Consider the following 17,755-nt stretch of genomic DNA (forward strand, 5'->3'; position numbering starts at 1 on the left):
ACTAACAACAGGGAACCTTGATGAGCAACAAGATCCGCGTCGACGCCCCTCTCGTCATCCTCCACGGCGACGAGATGGCCCAGGTGGCCTTCGAGAAGATCCTCGATACCTTCGTGACTTCACGGCTGGATATTCCGCTGGTGGAGATCGACCTCTCGGCCGAGAACCGCCTGATCACTAACGGTCAGGTGGTGATCGATGCCATCGAGGCGCTCAGGGAGCACGGTGTCGGCATCAAGAATGCCGGCATGACGGTCAACCGCACTCAGCTCGGCGAGATGCTCGACAAGCACCCCAAAATCGACGGCACCCGCCTGCACCCGCTGGCCACCAAGTCGCCCAACGGCGCCATCCGCAAGGGTATCGGCGGCAACATCACCCGCGAGGACATCGAGTTTCGCAACCTCAAGGTCTCACGCCCGGCGTGGACCGGCCGCGATATCGAGGTGGACACCATGGACACCGGCGGCATCAAGGACAGCTTCAACGAGCTCTCCCGCGCTACTGGTGTGGTCAAGCTGATGTTCGTGGGCGAAAGCGGCGACCCCGTGGAACTGCATCGCCGCGAGGTCAACAAGGGCGACCCCTGGCTGCTGGCCACCAACAACGTGGAAGACGTCAAGGCATGGGCCCATCGCTTCTTCCAGCGCGCCATCAAGGAGAAGCGCGACATCTATCTAGGCCTCAAGGACACCGTGATCGCCGGCTACGACGGCGTGATGCGGGCTGCCATCGAGGACATCTTTGATCGCGACTACCGCGAGCAGGTGGAGGCGCTGGGGCTGAACTACTTCTACGAGCTGATCGACGCCCAGGCCGCACGCCTGGTCGCCAACCCGCCGGAGCGCGCCCTATGGGGCGTGCCGGACAACACCACCGGCCGCAAGCTCTACAAGCTGGTGGAGCAGCTCAAGCGCTACGGCATTCCCGACCGCAAGGCCCAGGTCTCCATCTCGCGCATGAGCGCCGGCGGTGGTGACCAGTACGGCAGCTTCAATGCCCCGGCCGAGGAAGACGGCATCCTCAAGGTGATTGTCGACGGCGAGGAAAAACACGCGCGAAGAGTCAAGAAGGGCGACCCCATCCTGCTGATGTCCAACGACCAGGCGGCGATCAAGGACTGGGTGTTTCAGGTGTTCCGGGATGCGTCGCGCAAGGAGAAAGAAGTCTACTTCGGCCTCAAGCGCGAGTACATGGAGTACGACGAGGTGTTCAGCACGGCGATCACCGACGTGCGCCGTGAGCTTGCCGAGACCGGCACCCCGCCGCCATCGTTCATGATTATGCGACCCTCCAGCCAGCTCACCAAGATGATCACCGACCCGCCCCGCAACGCCCTTTATCCGGCACAGAATCTGGACGGCGACATCTTCTCTGATATCTCCGCGGCCCTGGGCGGAAGCCTGGCCACCGCCAGCTCGATCATAGAGAGCAAGGACGGCACCATGCTGTTCGAGGCGCCTCACGGCACCGCTCACGATCTCTACCTCACCTACCTGGAGACCGATGGCAAACAGGCCCACTTCAACTCCTCGGCCCTGTTGTTCGCCGTGGCCAACGCCCTGGAGACCCTGGGCGAGCGCCAGGTAAACGACGCCCTGATCGACTACGCCCACCGCCTCAAGGCAGCGCTGATCGATACCGTGGGTGCCGGGATAATCACCGGCGACCTCAAGGGCAAGACCAACGACCCGGAAGGCGAGACCCTGGTCGATATGAATGGCTTCCTCGACGCCGTGGCCAGCCGGCTGTAATCACCGGCTCGCTTCGCCGACAGCACCGGGGCCTGCCTTAGCGCAGGCCCCGCGGCGTTGGGGCACACTGGCGCGCTGTTACGGACCCTCGGGTTGCGAACACCGGTCCTAACGACGTGGGCACGGCTCGACGGAGGCGATCTCGGGCTTGCAAAGTGCGACATCCTGGCACATGCTGGAAAAATCCTGACCACTTGGTCAACCTCTTGCGAGAAACGCTTCCTTAACAAGGTCAACAAGAGACACGGCGATGATCGATTTCCTGCTCAACGGGCAGCCACGCCATTGCGAGGCAACACCCGAAATCAGCGTGCTTGAACTGCTGCGCGAAACCCTCGGTGCCATGGGTACCAAGGAGGGTTGCGCCTCTGGCGACTGCGGCGCCTGCACCGTCGCCATTGGCGAAACCGGCGCCGACGGCGAGCTGCGCTATCACAGCGCCAATGCCTGCATCACGCCTGCCCATCAGCTGCATGGACGCCACCTGGTGACCGTGGATGGCCTCGCCGACGGCGACAAGCTGCACCCCGCCCAGGCCGCCATGGTCGAATGCCACGGCAGCCAGTGCGGCTTTTGCACCCCGGGCATCGTCATGTCGCTGTTCACCCTTCACGAGCAGCAGCGTAGGGAGCAAGACAAGGCCCTGGCACCACTGACGCCGCAGCGCCTCGAGGCCGCCCTGGGGGGCAATCTATGTCGCTGCACCGGCTACCGCCCGATCCGCGATGCCGCGTTGACCATGAACGAGCACCCCGAGCATCGCCCGCTGTGGATGGATGCCGCCGCCCCTGAGCCGAAAGCCGGACCGGCCATGAGTGAAAGTCCCTTTGCCCAGCCCACCACGCTCACTGAGTTGATCGAGTGCTTGGAACGCCACCCCGAGGCACGGCTGGTTGCCGGGGCCACCGACCTGTGGCTGGAAAGCACCCAACGCCTGGTACGCTTCGAGCGACTGATTGATGTCACCCGCGTTGCCGAGCTGAACGTGATCGAAGAGACCACCCTCGAAGACGGCCGTCGTGGCTGGTGGATCGGCGCTGCCGTAACCTATACCCGTCTCGAGCCGCTGCTCGAGGAACATTTTGATGCCTTCGCCCACCTGCTGCATCGCTTGGGCTCCTCCCAGATTCGCAACCGCGGCACCCTGGGCGGCAACGTGGCTAACGCCTCGCCGATTGGCGACGCTCCGCCGGTACTACTGACGCTGGGTTCACGCCTCAAGTTGGTAGGTCCCGAGGGTGAGCGTGAGCTGCCGCTTGAGGAGTTCTTCCTCGACTACAAGCGTACCGCCTTGCAGCAGGGTGAAGCGATCCGTGCCCTATTCCTTCCTTATCCCGTCGAGGGAGAAACGCTCAAGGTGTGGAAGCTTTCCAAACGGCGTGAGGACGATATTTCCGCGGTGCTCGGGGCCTTCGCCTGGCGCCTGGACAATGGCGTACTGCGCGACGTACGCCTGGCCTTTGGCGGCATGGCCGGCATTCCCAAGCGTGCGGCCCGGGCCGAAGCGGCACTCGAGGGCAAGGCGCCCTCAGCGGCTGCCTTCCAGCAAGCACGGCTGGCGCTGTCCCAGGATTTCCAGCCCATGTCGGATGTGCGCGGCAGCGCCCACTATCGCCAGGTTTCTGCCGCCAATCTGCTCGAACGCCTGCGCCTGGTGCTTATTATTGAAAACCAGGCGCAGGACGCCACAGCCAGCCCTCGGGAGGTAATGCTCCATGCGTACGCTCACTAAGCTCTCTACGGCGCCCGGAACCGCGCCAGCATCCAACAAAGACGCCACCGCCGACGTGGGCGCCGACTCGGCGGCTGCCCGTCACGAGCTCGATGGACGCATCAAGGGCGACGGTCCCCTGGCCCGCGACACGCTTCCTTATACCAATACTCATCCGCATTCCCAGGCCCATGAGAGCGCGGTCAAGCATGTCACCGGGCGGGCGGCCTACATCGACGATTTGAGCGCCCCCGCCGACTGCCTGCAGGTGGCCTTGGGCCTCTCACCGATTGCCCACGGTCGCCTGACCCACCTCGACCTGGACAAGGTCCGCGCCATGCCCGGCGTGGTGGATGTCATCGCTGTGGGTGATGTACCCGGCCACACCGATATCGGCCCGGTTTTCCCCGGCGACCCCATCTTCGTCGAGGATGAGATCAGCTACGTCGGCCAGGTCATCTTCGCCGTAGCCGCCGAGAACCATCGCGCCGCGCGGGAAGCCGTCCAGGCGGCAGTCGTGGAGATCGACGAGCAACCGGCCTGCCTCGATCCGGTCGCCGCCGCCGAGCGGGAAGAATTCGTGCGCCCCACCCACGTTCAGCAGAGCGGTGATTGGGAGCAGGCGCTGAAGGACGCCACCCTGGTCGTGGAAGACGAGCAGTTCGTCGGCGGCCAGGAGCATTTCTACCTGGAAGGCCAGGCCTGCCTGGTGCAGCCCACCGAGGACGAGGGCGTGGTGGTCTTCACCTCTAACCAGCACCCCAGCGAAACCCAGAAACTGGTGGCCGAGGTACTGGGCATCCCGTTTCACGCCGTGACCGTGGAGGTGCGCCGCATGGGCGGTGGCTTCGGTGGCAAGGAGACCCAGGCCTCGCCTTGGGCCTGCATCGCCGCGCTGATTGCCCGGCGCACCGGCCGCACCACCCGGGTACGCCTGCCCCGCGCCGAGGACATGCGCGCAACGGGCAAGCGCCATCCCTTCCATAACCGCTACCGGTTAGGCGTCGACTACCAGGGCGTGATCCTGGGTGGCGAGATCACCTTGATCGGCGACTGCGGCTATTCGCCGGACCTGTCGGATGCCATCGTCGACCGCGCCATGTTCCACAGCGACAACGCCTATTCGCTGGGCGATGCCCGGGTGACCGGCCACCGTGCCCGCACCCATACCGCCTCCAATACCGCCTTTCGCGGCTTCGGCGGCCCCCAGGGCATGATGGTGATCGAGGCGGCGATGGACGACATCGCCCGGCGCATCGGCGAGGACCCGCTGACGGTACGCAAGCGCAACTTCTACCGTCCCGACCGCCAGACGACTCATTACGGCCAGCAGGTGGACCAGATCGCCCTGCTCAAGGAGCTGGTCGACCAGCTCGAGACCAGTAGCGACTACTGGGAACGCCGCCGCGCGATCACCGAGTTCAACGCCGAGAGCCCCATCGTCAAGCGCGGCCTGGCGCTGACGCCGGTGAAGTTCGGTATTTCCTTCACCGCCAAGCATCTCAATCAGGCCGGCGCCCTGCTGCACGTCTATACCGACGGCAGCGTGATGATCAACCACGGCGGCACCGAGATGGGCCAGGGCCTGCATACCAAGATCTGCCAGGTGGCCGCCCGTGAGCTGGGCCTCGATACCGAGGAAGTCCGCATCACCGCCACGCGCACCGACAAGGTGCCCAACACCTCGCCCACCGCCGCCTCCAGTGGCACCGACCTCAACGGCCAGGCGGCACGCGATGCCTGCATGAAGCTCAAGCAGCGCCTGTTCGACTTCGCCCATGAGCACCTCTATCCGGATCAGGGGCTCGACCGCGAAGACATGCGCCTGGAAGCCGGACACCTGATTGCCGGCCACGGCGAGAGCGAGCAACGCATTCCTTGGGGCGAGCTGGTCCAGTCCGCCTATCTGAATCGCATCTCACTCTCGGAGAAGGGTTTCTACGCCACGCCGCTGATCCACTACGACCGCAACATCGGCCAGGGTCGGCCCTTCTACTACTACGCCTTCGGCGCCGCCGTGGCGGAAGTCAGCGTGGATACCTTGACCGGCGAATACCAGGTCGACCGGGTCGATATCCTTCACGACGTGGGCGACTCGCTCAATCCGGCCATCGACATCGGCCAGGTGGAGGGCGGCTTCATCCAGGGGATGGGCTGGCTGACCAGCGAAGAGCTTAAGTGGAACGAGGCCGGACGGCTGATCTCCGACGGCCCGGCCACCTACAAGATCCCCACCTACGGCGACCTGCCACCGGTGTTCAACGTCAAGCTGCTGGAGGGGCATCCCAACTCCATGGCCAGCATCTATCGTTCCAAGGCCGTGGGCGAGCCCCCCTTCATGCTCGGCATGGCGGTGTGGTCGGCCTTGCGTGACGCCCTGGCGAGCCTTGCCGACTACGCCGAGGCACCGCGACTCGACACCCCGGCCACCCCGGAACGCGTACTGATGGCCGCCGAAACCCTGCGCGCCAAATACGGTACCCGGCACGATACACGGCCGCTGGAAAAAGGTGGAGACTGATGAACGTCCAGCGCCCCGAAAGCTGGCATGAGGCCCTGCACCGCTTGCAGCGGAACGGCCTGCCCCATGCGCTGGCCACCGTGGTGACCAGCGCCGGCTCCACGCCCCGGGAGCCCGGAGCCCGGATGGTGATCACCGTTGACGCCGTCCACGACACCCTGGGCGGCGGCACCTTCGAATTCCAAGTGATCGACGCGGCCCGCGAACGGCTGGCGTCAGGAGCGCTCGGCATGAGCCTCGAGGCCTTCGCGCTGGGCGGGCGCAGCGGGCAATGTTGCGGCGGCTTCGTCAACGTCTTGCTGGAGATCTTCCCCGGCAGTGCGGCAACCCTGGCCATCTTCGGCGCCGGCCACGTGGGTACCGAGCTGGTCCGCCTGGCCGCCCCACTGCCCTGGCAGGTGCTGTGGCACGACAGCCGCGACGGCGTCTTCCCCGACTGGGCCGAGGCGCAGCCGCGTCTGACCTGCCGCCACGCGACTGACCTTCGGGACGCTGTGGCCGCCCTGCCTGCGAACAGCCACGCGCTGGTGCTGACCCATGACCACGCCGAAGACCGCGAACTCGTGGATGCCCTGCTGCGTCGTGATGACATGGCCTCGATCGGCCTGATCGGATCACACAGCAAATGGGCTAGCTTCCGCTCACGGCTGACCAATGCCGGCCATGACGAAGCGACACTGGCCAGGGTGCGCTGCCCCATCGGCATGGCCAGTGGTGGCACAGGCGGCGACAAGACGCCCTATGCCATTGCCCTGGCCGCCCTGGCCGAGCTGCTGCCTCTGATGGGCAGCGCCGAACACGCCGACCGGCGCGGCCTCGACCCGGCGGAACTGCGCCAGGTATTCGACTAGTGCTTTCTTGCGACGGGAGCTACGCCGGGAGCCAAGCTCATATAAGTCCAAGTTTTTACCGATAACGAGCCCCTATAATGACGACAAACGACCCGCGCGTGATACGCGCCGAACTGCTGAGCTTCGATGCCGACCCCGGCGAGGGCGACACCCCCGCCGAGGGCAGCGTTCGCCATATCGAGGACGCTGCCCTGTGGATCGAGGATGGCCGCATCCGCGCCCTCGATGACTATGCGCGACTCGAACCGGACCTGCCGCCGGGCATCGAGGTGATCGACCATCGTGGCAAGCTGCTGATGCCCGGCTTCATCGACAGCCACGTGCATTACGTTCAGCTCGAGATCATGGCCTCCTACGGGCGCCAGCTGCTCGACTGGCTCAACGACTATACCTTTCCCGAAGAGTGTCGCTTCGCCCAGTACGCTCATGCCTTGACACTTTCTGATGTTTTTCTCGATGAGATGCTGCGGGTCGGCACCACCACCGCCCAGGTGTTCTGCTCCAGCCATCCCAATTCCGTGGATGCCTTCTTCACTGCCAGCCGCAAGCGCAACCTGCGCATGCTGGCCGGCAAGGTACACATGAATCGCCACGCCCCGGAAGCACTCTGCGACGACACCCAGGGCGGCATTCGCGACGCCGAGCGGCTGATCAGCGACTGGCACGGCACGGCACGTCTCGGTTACAGCCTCACACCACGCTTCGCCCCCACCTCGACCCGGGAACAGCTGGACGCGACGGGTGGGCTGTTGCGCAATGACCCGAGCCTGTGGCTGCAGACCCACCTTTCCGAAAACACCGGGGAGCTGGATTGGGTTGCCGAGCTGTTTCCGCAGAGCCGCGACTACCTCGAAGTCTACGAGCAGTCCGGGCTGGTGGGGCCACGCAGCACCTTCGCCCATGGCATTCATCTCGACCAGGGGATGCGGCAGCGGCTGGCGGATCGTGGCGCCAACCTGGCCTTCTGCCCCAGCTCCAATCTGTTCCTGGGCAGCGGCCTGTTCGACCGCCACGCCGCACGCCATGTCGGGCTCAACGTGACCTATGCCAGCGACGTCGGCGGTGGTACCGACCTTTCCGGGCTTGCGACCCTCAAGGCCGCCTACCAGGTCGGGCAATTACGTGGTCAGCCCTTGACGGCCTGGCAAGGGCTGTACGGCCTGACACTGGGCAATGCGCGAGCCTTGTCGCTGGATAGCGGGATCGGCCGCCTGGCACCCGGAATGGAGGCCGACTTCGTGGTGCTCGACCCTGATGCCACACCGCTGCTGTCAAGGCGTCATGCCCGCTGTCGCACCCTTGGCGAGCGCCTGTTCGCGCTGATGATGCTGGGCGACGACCGCAGCGTACTGGAAACCTGGGCGGGCGGGAGGCGTCAACACGCCAGAGACTGACTGCCTTCACTGCGTGCAGGGGTGTCGTCTACGACAATGGTCACAGCCACCTGTCCAAGTGGTCAAATGTTGTTTAGTCTGTCTCCACGCCTGATTGACCACTTGGTCAGCCAGGCGATCAACATAGAAAACGCCCCCTGGATTGATACCCGATTTCCAACTCTTTCTAACAACAATTTCTAACAACAATTTCTAACAACAATTTCTAACAACAATGGGATCACCGATATGGAACCGAACGCCTCCTCCCTTACCGACAAGGGCACCGCACGGTCCGATGGGCAGGTCGCCAGACCTGCCAACTGGCTGGACCACTATTTCGGCGTGACGCGTCGCGGCTCGTCGCTGCGCACCGAAATTCTCGCCGGGATCGCCACCTTCCTGGCCTCCATGTACATCATCGTGGTCAACCCGGCGATTCTCAGCGATGCCGGCATCCCCTTCTCCGCCGCCCTCTCGGCCACGGTGCTGATCAGCTTCATGAGCAGCCTGGCCATGGGGCTCTATGCCCGTAACCCGATCCTGGTCGCGCCGGGCATGGGCATGAACGCCCTGTTCACCTATACCCTGGTACAGGGCGCAGGGCTCTCCTGGGAAGTGGCACTGGGCTGCGTATTTTGGTCCGGGGTGCTGTTCGCCATCCTGGCCATGTTCAACGTCCGTAAGGCAATAATCGAGGCCATTCCCTCCTCACTGCGCTATGCGATCACCTGCGGCATTGGCCTGTTCATCACCTTTATCGGCTTCAAGAATGCGGGCTTCATCGTCGGCAGCGACGCTACGCTGGTGACGCTGGGCAATATGGATGCCAGCATGGTCACCTTCTTCATCGGCATGATGGCGACGGCGATCCTGGTCATCCTGCGCTTCAACGGTGCGCTGATTCTGGGTATCGCCCTGACCACCCTGCTGGCATCGCCCATGGGCCGACTGTGGGGCGGTGACGTGGTGGTGGAATGGAGCGGCCTGGCGGCCTGGCCGGACTTCAGCGCGGTGATGCAGGTGGATATCTGGGGAGCGCTGAAAGTTGCCTATCTGCCGTTCATCTTCGTGATGCTGTTCACCAACTTCTTCGATGCCTTGTCGTGCTTCATGGCCCTCTCCGAGTCGGCCGACCTCAAGGACAAGGATGGCAACCCGCGCAACCTGAAGCGCTCCATGACCGTCGATGCCTTCGCCTCGATGATTGCTGCTCCCTTGGGTACCAGCGCGGCCCAGACCTTCATCGAATCCGGCGCCGGCGTCGCCCAGGGCGGCCGGACCGGCCTGGTGGCGGTGACCATCGCTCTGCTGTTTCTGCCCTTCCTGTTCCTGTCACCGCTGCTCTCGCTGGTACCGAGTATCGCCACCGCGCCGGCGCTGGTGCTGGTGGGGCTGTTCATGCTGGCCCCGATCAGCAAGATCGAGTGGACAAAGTTCGACCAGGCCTTCCCGGCCTTCCTGGCCATCATCTTGATGCCGCTGACCTACTCGATCACCCTAGGCATCGCCTTTGGCTTCCTCAGCTTCGTGCTGATCAAGCTGTTCACCGGGCGCATCGAGGAGATCAAGCCAGCCATGTGGGTCTCGGCTGCTCTCAGCGTAGTCATGCTGGTGACCACGCACTAAGGGCAACTTCGGGCACGATTCATGAAGCGCTTCTACACTTTCGATAACTCAGCTCACCGCCCCCCGGGCCTTCCTCTCCCGGCTATTGCTGTGGCGGTGCGCACCGTTCTGGACGGAGGCCTTCGGCCAAGCCTTTATGTCAGGCCTTAAAAACCACAGACCAACTGCTGACTTGCATCGGCAATTGGTCAATTCACTTGAAACCAATGCTGAAGAAGGATAGTTGCCATGAAGATTCTGCTAGTACTGACCTCACACGACCAACTTGGTGACACTGGCAAGAAAACCGGTTTCTGGCTGGAGGAATTCGCGTCACCCTACTATGTGTTCAAGGATGCCGGGGCCCAGGTTACATTAGCCTCTCCGGCAGGCGGCCAGCCTCCGATCGACCCCACCAGCGACGCACCGGAAGCACAGACCCCGGCAACCGAACGTTTTCGCCAGGACCCAGCAGCACAGGCTCAACTCGCCTCAACCATTCCATTGCAGGACATCAACCCTGCCGAATTCGATGCCGTTTTCTACCCGGGCGGCCATGGCCCGTTGTGGGACTTGGCGAACGATCAGACGTCCATTGACCTGATAGAAGCCTTCGATCGGGCCGGCAAGGCTATGGGCTTCGTGTGCCACGCCCCCGGGGCGTTAGTCAAGGTTCGCGATGCCGAGGGTCAGCCATTGGTGTCCGGGCGTAGCGTCACCGGTTTTACCAATAGCGAAGAAGAGGCGGTCGGACTGAGCAACGTCGTGCCATTCTTGATAGAGGATGAGTTTAAGCGCCTGGGCGGCCATTATGAGAAAGGGGCAGACTGGCAGCCACATGTAGTGACCGACGGTCTCCTGGTCACCGGCCAGAATCCTGCCAGCTCGGAAAATGCCGCAAAAGCATTGCTCGCCTTGCTGGCATGAAATCGTCGTTGCCCGACCGAAACACAGGAGTCGTAGGTCAACTACCTTGGTTTCCGGCGAGACACTGGCTTCATCTGCCGCCACGGCGCGATAAAGCCACTCGCCGAGTGCCCAGCCAGGGTCAACTCTCCGAGGTCGAATGCCGTGCAGATCGCGTCTCGTCTGCCTCATTCAGCGCCGTCAGGTAGTCGTCGAAGGCATGCTGCGCAGCTGCCACTGCCACCGGTGACTCCTCCGGCAGGCAGTGCCTGTCCAGAAAGGTGAGGAATCGCTGCCAGCGCGCCTCCGGTTGCGGTGAGTCGAAGTATGACACCGGTACAGTGGCGCCGAGTGTCCGGCGCACCTGACGGGCGATGACCTGACCACCCAGGCGGGAGCCCTCCAGCACATAGCACTGACCTGCCAGGATGGCAGGCGTTGCTGCCACCGGCAGTGCCAATGCCGAGGCTCGTGGAGGCACGATACCCAGCGCTTTCAGATCTGCCTCCAGGCGATGGGTGCGCGAGGATACCCGGGCATCGTCACTGAGCGTCATGCCGAGTTGCAAAGCACCCGCCGCCACGCACGCCTCCAGCCGGACGTGGGGCCGATGGATCGCCAGTAGCGAGCGCCCATAGGCAGCAGGGGTCAGGCCCGATGTTACCAGTCGCTGGAGCAGCGGATGGTGATCCAGTGCCTGATGAGCCTGCCGGGTGCCGTCGCGCAGCTGGCGAGCCAGGATGCTCGTCGTCATGTCGCCTCCTGCAGCAGTTGGCGAAGCTTGAGCAGCTTGAGCCGAGCCTGCTCAGGCCAGGGGCGGCTGTAACCAAGCCGAGTCTCGAGCCACGTTTCGAAGGAGCGCCGCGGTGCGATGGGTACCGGACCCGACTGGAACTCCACTGGCTTATCGGGATTGCCACCCCAGGCCACTTCCTGCGCCTCCTCTTCCCGGCACAGATAGCAGCGCAGCCGTTCGCCCGACGGGGTGAGCAAGGAAATGGCCAGCAGCCCAGCCACCTCGGAGAGAGGCATTTCCGGGCAATCGGCCAGCAGGTGATCGCTGATCCGCGTAACGACCTCTTCCCCCTCGCACCAGCGCTCCACTGCGTCTAAGGCCTCGGGCTCAAGACTCAGCCCCTCACGTAGCACTGTGCCCTCACCACACAGCATTGCCCCGTCGGCATCGAATTCCGTCATCAACCAAGGACTCAGCAAGGACCATGCCTGGCGAAGGCCACCCTGTCGTGTCACCTGGCGGCGCACTCCATTGAAGTGACGCTCGAGTCCGTCGAGCATGTTCTGGCGCGTACGCGTGCGGTATGTCTTCTCGGCCAGTGCGAAGCTTTCCACTTCCTGGGAAAGACGGTTTAGCCGTGACAGCGGCAGACGTCTTGGCCGGACAGCATGACAGGAGATCAGCGCAGTCAGCTCATCTCCTATGGTCAACGGGAAGGAGATCGCCGACGCCACGCCCATGTTGTGCAGGTAGAGTTGATGCATTGGTGACAGGCTGCGTAGATCCGCCAGCGTCAAATCCGGCGGCGGAGCATCGTCCAGCCCCAGCAGTGGCACCGACACCGCCGCGGCGTCAGGAATACTGCGCCAGGGATTTTTCACATAAAGTGCTCGTGCAATCCCGGGGATGTCGCTGGCGGGGAAACGCAGCCCCAGATAGCGCCCCTGAGCACCGGCCCCCAGAGCCTCGGCCAGTACCTCGCCGTCACCACTCGGCAGGAAACGATAGAACAGCACCCGATCGAAGCCACTGAGTTCAACGATTCGCTCCACCAGTGACTGGCGCTGCATCATCAATTCCTCCCGGGAGCCGATGTGCACAAGCGGTGAGACGTCATCGAGCAACATCTCCTCTTCGTTGTCGGGCAATAGCTCGATCACCGCCTGTCCTGCCGCGTTGCGTGAGGCCAGCAAGGCGAAATCGCCTGCCACGCCCTCGACAAGCGGGACGAACAGGCGTGCGCCCGGCAGTTGTCCCAGCCGACCCAATGGCGTTGCCAGTGGTGCGGGAAGCGCCTCGCCGAGCAGGCTCTGCGGGTCCAGTCCCAGCAGCGTCCCGAGATTGTCCGACGCATGGGTCACTCGCCCATCAGCAGCAACGGCCAGCAACGCTCCGTGGGGCTGGATCGCCCCGGAAAGATGCAGCAACTCATGCTCGCACTGCGCCAGAAAGCCTCGGTGTGTCGTCATATGAAATTCCTTACCTTGAGCAGGTGCCTGGAGAAATCGTCGGCCTCCAGTGGCCGTGACAAAAGAAAGCCCTGCAGGTAGTCGCAGCCATGCTCGCGCAGCCAGGCCTGTTGCGCCCAGGTCTCGACACCCTCGGCCACGGTGCGTATACCCAAGGCTGACGCCATGCTGAGAATCGCCTGAGCAATGGCCTCGTCGTTGCGATCGTGCCCGCCCAGGCCATCAACGAAGCTCTTGTCGATCTTGAGTTCGGCCAGGGGCAGGCGCTTGAGGTAACTCAGAGACGAATAGCCAGTACCAAAGTCGTCGATGGACAGCAGGATTCCGGCTTCGCGCAGTCTCTCGATATTACCCAGTGCCGTGCTGGTACGCTCCACCAGAGTACTCTCGGTGATCTCTACCTGTATCAATCCGTGGGGGATGCCATAACGCTTGAGACGCTCGAAAAGAAAGTCAAGGAAGCTCTCCTCCCGGAAGCTGTACGCCGAAATATTAATCGCCAACGGAACGACCGCGAGCCCCTGAGCCAGCCAACCCGAAACATACTGCACCATCAGCTGGACCACATGACGGTCGATGGCCTGGATGAGGCCGGTGGCCTCGGCTGCGGGGATGAACTCTGCCGGACTCACATTGCCGAGTTCCGGGTCATTCCAGCGTAGCAGCGCCTCGACACCCATCATGCAGGGCGGCTCGGCGGTGTCATACTTGGGCTGAAACATCAAACGGAAGCGATCCTGTCGCAGCCCCTCGCGCATGGCGCTTGCCAGACGGGCCTGCTGCACCAGCCGCAGCTGCAATTCGGGTTTGAACAGTTCGAAGCGATTGCGACCATTCTCCTTGGCCCGATACATGGCGGTATCGGCCGCCTTGATCAGTGCCGTGGCGTCGTTACCGTCGTCAGGGAAGAAGGCTAGCCCGATGCTGGAGGAGACGAACAATGAGTGATCTCGTACCAGGAAGGGACGCGCCAGCATCTCAACGATGCGATGAGCGAGGTGCTCAGCGGTATCAACGGTGACATCAGTGAGGATCAGGGTAAATTCGTCACCGCCCAGGCGGGCCACCGTATCCAGTTCGCGCAGGTTGTCGCGCAACCGCCTGGCCGCCTGCACCAGCAATTGATCACCGACGTCGTGCCCCAGGGTATCGTTGATCGACTTGAAGTTGTCCAGGTCAATGAACATCAGTCCCACCATCTCATCGTGACGCCGTGCCTGAGCCATGGCCAGATCGAGGCGATCATGAAATAGGGTACGGTTGGGCAGACCGGTCAGGGCATCGTGAGTGGCAAGGTATTCGGCCTGGCGCTGAGAGGCCTTGAGGCTCGAGATGTCGGCGGACACGGCCACGAAACTGGGAGAGCCTTCTTCGTCACCGCCCTCGATACGATTGATGGTCAGCCACTCGGGGTAGAGCTCACCATTCTTGCGCTTATTCCAGTTCTCGCCCTGCCAGTAACCGCAGCTGTCGAGGGACGTCCACATAGCCTCGTAGAATGCCTGTTCAGTCTCTTCTGACTTAAGCAACTGACTGAGGTTTCGGCCTAGGGCCTCCTCCGAGGAATAGCCGGTAATGCGAGTGAAGGCATTGTTGACTGACTGGATGCACGCCGCACTGTCAGTCACCACGATCGCTTCGCCCGCGTGCTCGAAGACCTTTGCAGCGATGCGCAGCTGGCCCTCTGTCTGCTTGCGCAGGGTAATGTCCTCGGCCTCGGTGATGATCACATAAGGGAGCCCATCAGCATTGCGCAGCATCTGATGAACGGTGCGAAAGACGCGAGAAGGGTCGCCGGGTAGGGTGTGCTCCGCGGTCACCACTTTCTGGCCGCGCAGTGCCTCGAGATCACAGCCCCAATTGTCGCCGGCGAAGGCGTCGGGAAACAGCTCGAAGTCGCTGCGTCCCTTGATGGCAGTCTTGCTGAGCCCGAACGCCTCGAGGAAGCTGGAATTGGCGAAGAGGTACTTGCCGCCGAGGTCTTTCATGGCCAATAGGATGTTGGTGTTTTCCATCAGGGTGTCGAGCTGGGAACGGGACACCTCGAGCGCCGACTGGGTCCGGCTGATCTCGGTCACATCCACCAGAGTGACCACCAGCCGCGTCACTTCTCCCTGGGCACTCATTCCCGGCGTGACCGCCAGTTGTTGCACTTGCTCCTCGGCCTTGATCATGGCCTCTTCCGGCTCGCCGTGAGCCATGGCCCGGGCAAGGTGGTATTCGAGATTGATCAGACTGCTGGGTAACTTCAAACGATTGATGTGCTGCTGCAGCGCCGTGGCACGCAGGTTTAGATGGCGAGCCGCTGCGACGTTGAATCGATTGAGATGATACTCGGCATCGAATACCAGAATGGGAAAATCCAAGGCATTGTAGAGGTGAGCATACTCCTCGTTGAGCTGCTGAAGTGTACTGGACCTGGCGTTGAGTTCCTCATTGAGGCTGACCAACTCTTCATTGGAGACCTGCAGCTCCTCGTTGGCCGCCTCGAGCTCTTCGTTGGCCGCCAGCATCTCTTCGTTGGAGGACTGGACGGATTCATGGAGGGTACGCATCTCCTCGTTGGCAGTTGCCAGCTCCTCGACCAGCGCCTGCAGGTGCTCCCGGGCTGCCAGCAGCTCTTCCTCTACCCCGGCCGCCACTGGCCGTGGCGGCGCCGATGCCGCGTCCGGCTCGGGCATGTCCAGCGAATGTTCAGCCTTCACCGGCTCGATCATCACCAGCCACCGCAGCTCGTCTCCCCGCACCGGGTGCACCGAGAGCCGCCAGACGGCACCCTCGAAATCGCGGCGACGCCCGAGCATCGTCTGTGGTGTCTTGTCCATGCGGTGCAGCATCGAGAGCAGCTCGGCACGAAAGGCGACGTCGATCACCTCGCCGATGCCCACTTGGGTGTGCCCCCGGGGAAAGTGAAAGAAGCGATCCACAGCGCCGCCAGCCGTATGCAATACACCGCCCTCGACATCACATAGCGCCACGGTGGCTTCAAGGTGCGAAAGCACCCCGTCGAGCAGCTGCTGAATCTCCTGATCGGCACGCAGGCGGGGGGATGCCGGCAACAGCTGAGGCATGGCTGTCTGCGCAACCGAGGCAGTTTCTCCCCGTTTGCGAAACAGCCGCTCACGACGATTGAGTGGCAGGAACAGGGAGTCGGCCTGGCCAACGCTTTCGCTGCCGCCGAGAAGCAGTACGCCCTTCTTGTGCAGGGCGAAGTGAAACCGCTTGATTACCCGGGCCTGGAGGTTGGCATCAAAATAGATCAGCACGTTGCGGCAGGCAATTATGTCCATGCGCAGGAACGGTGGGTCACTGACCAGGTTGTGGCGGGCGAAGATGACCATGTCGCGCAGACGCTTGCCGACTTCGTAGCCTCCCTCGCCGGGCAGGAAGTAGCGGGCCAGACGCGCCGGGGCGAGACGCTTCAGTGTTTCAGCGGAGTAGAACCCGCGCCGAGCGACGGCCAGCGCCTGCTCATCGATATCAGTGGCGAATATCTGGATGCCCGGCGCATCCGAGGTGTTTCCCCACACCTCATCGAACAGCATGGCGATGGAATAGGCTTCCTCGCCGGTGGCACAGCCAGCTACCCAGATTCTCGCAGCGCGCCCCAGTTGCTGGCAGCGCTGGTGTATTTCCGGCACATGGCGCGACAGCGCCTCGAAGGCAGCCGGGTCGCGGAAGAAGGCGGTGACCGAGACCAGGATATCCCGTGCCAGGAGGTCAAGTTCTTCCGGATGACTCTCGACAAGCGCCAGGTACTGCTCATGATTACTGGCACCGCTGGCCACCATGCGCCGATGCAACCGCCTAGCCACGGTACTGGGCTTATAGTTGGAAAAATCGAACTGGCATTGGGCTTTTAGCATCTCGAACAGTTGCGTGACCACGGCGCCATGATCTTTCACGCCCAGATCGATGAGATGCGCCAGGCTCGCCAGTTGACGCGCCATGGCACTGGGCTCGAGTACGAAACCGGCTTTGTCCGCTTCGATGGCGGCAGCAACGAGACCACTGTCATGGGTGGTTGCCTTGGTCAAGACGATTCCACCGGCGGCACTGATGGCATGCAGCCCGGCGGTGGCGCCGGAACCGGCATCAGAAAGCAGCACACCGACGGCCAGGGAGCCGGCATCCGCAGCTAGCGAGAGAAAGAAGTCATTGATCCAAGGCAACGCTACATCCGACTTGCCCGATGCCAGGTTCAACTGCCCATCGTGAAACGTGACACCGGTATTGGCCGGTGCCACGAGCAGAGTGCCGGGATGGGGACGGTCTCCCTCATTGAGCAGGCGTACCTTCAGCGATGTCTCCCGAGACAGCTCTTCCCACTGCAGGCTTGCGGCGTCTGGTGACCACGGCTGAATCACGTAGGCGAAGGGCAGTGCCGGGTCCAGGTCACATATCAGCTCCGACAACGAATCCAGATCATCCGTCGATAGCCAGATACCCACCACGGCGAGCACCTCGTCGGCATGCTCGTGCTCTGAATGCATGGGGGTTTCCTCTGGCGGGTCAATGGATTCGGTGCACTATAATCTTGCCCAGCATGACTCCCTCACACTTCGCGACTTGAGGACAGTTCATCGCTTCGCGCGAATAATACCATCTGCGGCCATTAATTAGGGCCTGTTGATGTTTGGTGGCAGAGAGATTTGGCCGGATAGGAGCAAGGCTGCCCATGTAGACATCAACAGCCCCTAGCTTTTGCTTGAGAGAGGCAGTCAGCCATTGCCGGCAGTTGCAACCCATTTTGCCGCACTCAGCTCAGTATCTTATTGATTTCAAGAGATTACCTTATTATCGCCCAGCCGATACGGCCAATTCTC

At 62.7% G+C, this 17,755-nt stretch carries 10 protein-coding genes; 7 read left to right on the top strand and 3 right to left on the bottom strand.

Translation table 11 applies throughout. The features are described from left to right. Positions 1 to 20 precede the first annotated feature (20 nt). The 7 genes from GPM19_RS00200 (at position 21) to GPM19_RS00230 (ending at position 10,745) form a co-directional block, all read left to right on the top strand. Positions 21 to 1,754: an isocitrate/isopropylmalate family dehydrogenase gene (locus GPM19_RS00200; protein ID WP_160416888.1), complete on the top strand. Its 1,734-nt coding sequence runs from the start codon at positions 21 to 23 to the stop codon at positions 1,752 to 1,754. 250 nt (positions 1,755 to 2,004) lie between these two features. After that, a complete protein-coding gene (gene xdhA, locus GPM19_RS00205) occupies positions 2,005 to 3,486 on the top strand; it encodes a xanthine dehydrogenase small subunit (RefSeq protein ID WP_160416889.1) in 1,482 nt (493 codons plus the stop codon). Further along, a complete protein-coding gene (gene xdhB, locus GPM19_RS00210) occupies positions 3,470 to 5,986 on the top strand; it encodes a xanthine dehydrogenase molybdopterin binding subunit (RefSeq protein WP_202114618.1) in 2,517 nt (838 codons plus the stop codon). The genes xdhA and xdhB overlap by 17 nt, the downstream gene beginning before the upstream one ends. Further along, positions 5,986 to 6,837 (top strand): xanthine dehydrogenase accessory protein XdhC, encoded by an 852-nt coding sequence (gene xdhC / locus GPM19_RS00215; RefSeq protein ID WP_160416890.1) that lies wholly within the window; start codon positions 5,986 to 5,988, stop codon positions 6,835 to 6,837. The genes xdhB and xdhC overlap by 1 nt, the downstream gene beginning before the upstream one ends. Positions 6,838 to 6,914: 77 nt before the next feature. Further along, positions 6,915 to 8,231 carry a guanine deaminase gene (guaD, locus tag GPM19_RS00220; RefSeq protein ID WP_160416891.1) on the top strand — a complete coding sequence of 439 codons (1,317 nt, stop codon included), beginning with the start codon at positions 6,915 to 6,917 and terminating at the stop codon, positions 8,229 to 8,231. Between the two features lie 228 nt (positions 8,232 to 8,459). Further along, positions 8,460 to 9,839, top strand: a complete 1,380-nt coding sequence (locus GPM19_RS00225; protein ID WP_160416892.1) for an NCS2 family permease — start codon at positions 8,460 to 8,462, stop codon at positions 9,837 to 9,839. A gap of 228 nt (positions 9,840 to 10,067) precedes the next feature. After that, positions 10,068 to 10,745: a type 1 glutamine amidotransferase domain-containing protein gene (locus GPM19_RS00230; protein WP_160416893.1), complete on the top strand. Its 678-nt coding sequence runs from the start codon at positions 10,068 to 10,070 to the stop codon at positions 10,743 to 10,745. Between the two features lie 121 nt (positions 10,746 to 10,866). Here GPM19_RS00230 and GPM19_RS00235 read toward each other — a convergent pair whose 3' ends face one another. The 3 genes from GPM19_RS00235 to GPM19_RS00245 are packed head-to-tail and all read right to left on the bottom strand — an operon-like array spanning position 10,867 to position 17,422. Beyond that, a complete protein-coding gene (locus tag GPM19_RS00235; RefSeq protein WP_160416894.1) occupies positions 10,867 to 11,478 on the bottom strand; it encodes a biliverdin-producing heme oxygenase in 612 nt (203 codons plus the stop codon). Then, positions 11,475 to 12,929: a GAF domain-containing protein gene (locus GPM19_RS00240; protein ID WP_160416895.1), complete on the bottom strand. Its 1,455-nt coding sequence runs from the start codon at positions 12,927 to 12,929 to the stop codon at positions 11,475 to 11,477. The genes GPM19_RS00235 and GPM19_RS00240 overlap by 4 nt, the downstream gene beginning before the upstream one ends. Next, on the bottom strand, positions 12,926 to 17,422 hold the full coding sequence (locus GPM19_RS00245) for an EAL domain-containing protein (RefSeq protein WP_160416896.1): 4,497 nt from the start codon (positions 17,420 to 17,422) through the stop codon (positions 12,926 to 12,928). Before GPM19_RS00245 ends, GPM19_RS00240 begins: the two co-directional genes overlap by 4 nt. Positions 17,423 to 17,755: the final 333 nt, after the last annotated feature.

The organism is Vreelandella zhuhanensis (assembly GCF_009793355.1).
In the GTDB taxonomy this organism is placed as follows: Bacteria; Pseudomonadota; Gammaproteobacteria; order Pseudomonadales; family Halomonadaceae; genus Vreelandella; species Vreelandella zhuhanensis.